The 3,042-nt window shown below is 52.9% G+C and carries 4 protein-coding genes; 2 read left to right on the top strand and 2 right to left on the bottom strand.

The features are described from left to right. Positions 1 to 56: 56 nt before the first annotated feature. Both HW561_RS23195 and HW561_RS23190 read right to left on the bottom strand, forming a co-directional pair. A complete protein-coding gene (locus tag HW561_RS23195; RefSeq protein ID WP_176867751.1) occupies positions 57 to 365 on the bottom strand; it encodes an AzlD domain-containing protein in 309 nt (102 codons plus the stop codon). After that, positions 355 to 1,104, bottom strand: a complete 750-nt coding sequence (locus HW561_RS23190) for an AzlC family ABC transporter permease (RefSeq protein WP_176867749.1) — start codon at positions 1,102 to 1,104, stop codon at positions 355 to 357. Before HW561_RS23190 ends, HW561_RS23195 begins: the two co-directional genes overlap by 11 nt. Before the next feature lie 35 nt (positions 1,105 to 1,139). Here HW561_RS23190 and HW561_RS23185 point away from each other — a divergent pair, with 35 nt between their 5' ends. Then, positions 1,140 to 1,667: a CGNR zinc finger domain-containing protein gene (locus HW561_RS23185; RefSeq protein ID WP_176867747.1), complete on the top strand. Its 528-nt coding sequence runs from the start codon at positions 1,140 to 1,142 to the stop codon at positions 1,665 to 1,667. Between the two features lie 362 nt (positions 1,668 to 2,029). Continuing rightward, entirely contained in the window at positions 2,030 to 2,788 is a 759-nt protein-coding gene (locus HW561_RS23180) for an ATP-grasp domain-containing protein (protein WP_211198750.1), read from the top strand. Positions 2,789 to 3,042: the final 254 nt, after the last annotated feature.

Here is a 3,042-nt window from a genome sequence, read left to right as displayed (position 1 = left end):
TTCGCTGCACGCGCGCCAATGGCTGCAATCGGAATCTGAGTGCAATACTTCGATGGCTATTGGTGAAGCACAGCAGACCAGATAGCCGCCGAGCCTATCCCGGCTATCATGGCCCAGGTTGCGCTTTTGGATCGCATCATCACGAGAATGGACACTCCTACCGCCACGGCTTCACGCCATCCTCTCTGGGCAAGGATGGAAGCGATTAACGCCGCAACGACGGACACCGACATGCCATCAAGAAACCGCTCGACCTTGCTGGACGTCTCGATGTGGCTCATCAGGATCGGCCCGGCGATGCGGTTTAAAAAAGTGACAGCCGCGATCACCAGTATCGCTGCCCAGGGTGTCAGCTCAGTCGGCACTCGCGAGTACTCCCCAAATTCCACCGACCAGCGCGGCAACGATTATGTTCCAACCCGTCGGTAGCCATCCCAATGTCGCCACTGCAATGCCAAAAGCAAGAATTGCCGGAACGATTGTTGATCGCTGCTTCAGTTGCCCCGTAATCGCGGCAGCGAAAAAACAAACCATTACAACATCGAAGCCGTATGCCTGCAAATCACCGATCTTTGCCCCGGCAAGAGCACCAAGCGCGGTCCCGCACACCCAGTTCAGCCATAAAATAAGCCCACCACCCAGCAGAATACCGGCATCCCTCTCGCCCGACTGAAAGGCAGGTCGACTATCGGCAAAGTTGGGGTCGCTGAGCAGGGAAAGAGCTGACCATCTGGCCCAAAGCGGAAGCTGGTTCAGCCAAGGCGAAAGAGCTGCCCCTATCACTATGTGGCGCGCATTCACGGCGAACATAACCAACGCGATGGAAACAAGATCGACTGGCTTAGGCCAGAATTCGAGGGCCGCAAACTGCGCCGCACCCGAGAAAACCGAAACGCTCAAGACCATTGCCTGAAGAACGGTCAGACCCTGTTCAATCGCTGCGATTCCGAAGCCTACACCAAATGGAATTACGAAGATTGACATGGGTGTCAGCCGAAGCACGCCGCGCATGATGCCGCGCCACGATAGAGTAATCTGACGGCTTTTCGGAGGAATGTTAGGCGCAATGATTCTAACCATAACTAAGGTTAGATTGGATTTCACTTGTGGGTCAACCACTGTAGAGGTTAGAAATCAGCATGACCTACAGCACCCACTCCATTGTCCGGCCGATTGCAGGTCGCTTGGCACTCGACTTTCTGAACACGGCAAATTGGTCCTCAGAGGGCCGGGTGGTTCAGGAAAAGATTGCAGGAATGGTTGATCTGGACGTGTGGTTGCGCGCGCTTGACCTGTTCAACGCGATCCACCCGGCTTCGGTAGAAGACATCTACGCATTCAGATCAAATTTGCGGTCTGTGTTCCTCGACGGACCGCAACAAGTGGATTTAGACTTAGATCAGCACCTTCAGAGCCTCAAAGTCCAGGCACCCAGTTCTATTGAGTCTCTACGCTGTCAGCCGATATTGGGAATTGTCGCCGTTTCGGCCATGTCGCTACTGAACGATGCGCGCGAACTGAAACGGGTAAAAATGTGCCCAGGCTCCGACTGTGGGTGGCTGTTTGTTGACGAAACCAAGAACGCCCGACGGAAGTGGTGTATCATGGAGACTTGCGGAAATCGCGCCAAGGCAGCCCGCAGCTACGCTAGAAAGGCCAAAGCCTAGAACAGACCTTCGTGCATGATGCAGCTTCGGTGAGTTTGGGCTCGCAGCCGACATCCGATCCTTTCACTCAGGCAATTGACAGGCATATAGGCGGCCAAGGTCGGCAAAGTGCTGTAAGCAGCCTTGTGCAATCGCAGCCACCAGATTACTCGGCTATGTCTGGTAAGGGCTCCTATATCCAGTTGGGTCACTTCGCAGAGAATGACCGCAGTGAGTCCCATACCTACCGAGACGACACGCAGCTCCAATGTCTGCTGTTGAGCATTTGACGCAATGGTGTTCTCTATGCAGGGGACAGAGTTATTAGATTTGAGCACAAATGCATGCAATGGTTACTTCAGGATTTTGAGGACACTCGGAAAATGGCTGATGCACTTGATCGGCTGGCAATTCCGTACACATGGCACAAAGTCGTTCCATTTATCGGCGAACTGACACCGGTTCCGACTATCGACGATCCGAACGCCGTAGTCATGTTCGGTTCTTATACCCTTTGGCGATACGCACAGGCCAACGACCTTAGACCTGGCGTCTTCAAGATTAGACCTTTTGTCCATGAAACACCGTGGCACCCGTTTCTTCTTAATGGCGCGGACGCTCTCTTCTTAACGCTACGAGATGTTCCGGAACAACTTCCCGATGACGGAAAAAACTGGTTCCTACGCCCAGTAGAAGACAGCAAAGAAGAGCCGGGAAAGGTAAAGACTACGAGTGAAATCATTGAATTGGCCAACAAGGTACTCGCTTTAGAAGAGCATGAGATACCTAAGGGGTCACTTCGTCATGATACAGAATTGATGTTCACGAAGCCCGTTCGCATTCTCAAGGAATGGCGACTTTGGGTGGTAAGAGATGAAATTGTTACTTTCTCGCTTTACAAGGAGGGATCGCGCGTCGTTTACCGACATGAGATCGATGAGGATGCCTTGGTATTTGCCAAGAGGCTGGTGAAGGCAAACCCAGAGTATGCACCCGCCTATGTTATCGACATTTGTCGCACAGACGATGGGCTGAAGATGCTCGAAACAAATTGCATCAATGCTGCCGGTTTCTATGAGGCCGACCTGTTGAAACTGGTGTCGTCAATCGACGAATTTTCGGGTGGCTGCGAAAAATGCTGACATTCGCGCAAGTGCAGCGAATTCACAGTTTGTCCGCATCACAGCCATCTGGGATCCAGGCAGGCAATGCTCGGTTTCCGCTGTTTAAGTCTTGCTGCATGAGCGAAGCCTCAAAGTGCGTTGAATGACTGGTAAGGGCTCTTTACGCACCAGTTCGGCCACGTCGCAGCGAAAGCCCGCATTCCGCCGATTCTGTTGAGAAGCAACGTGTTGCTGACGCAGAAAGGGTTCGTCTGAACAGAGCGCGAATGCCT

Source organism: Ruegeria haliotis, from assembly GCF_013377785.1.
GTDB lineage: Bacteria > Pseudomonadota > Alphaproteobacteria > Rhodobacterales > Rhodobacteraceae > Ruegeria > Ruegeria haliotis.
The sequence above is the reverse complement of the archived record's forward strand: the minus strand, read 5'-3'. Positions and strand labels throughout refer to the sequence as shown.

Excerpts from the sequence above, each read along its gene's own strand:
- HW561_RS23185 (WP_176867747.1), top strand. The coding sequence starts at position 1,140 with ATGACCTACAGCACCCACTCCATTGTCCGGCCGATTGCAGGTCGCTTG.
- HW561_RS23180 (WP_211198750.1), top strand. The coding sequence starts at position 2,030 with ATGGCTGATGCACTTGATCGGCTGGCAATTCCGTACACATGGCACAAA.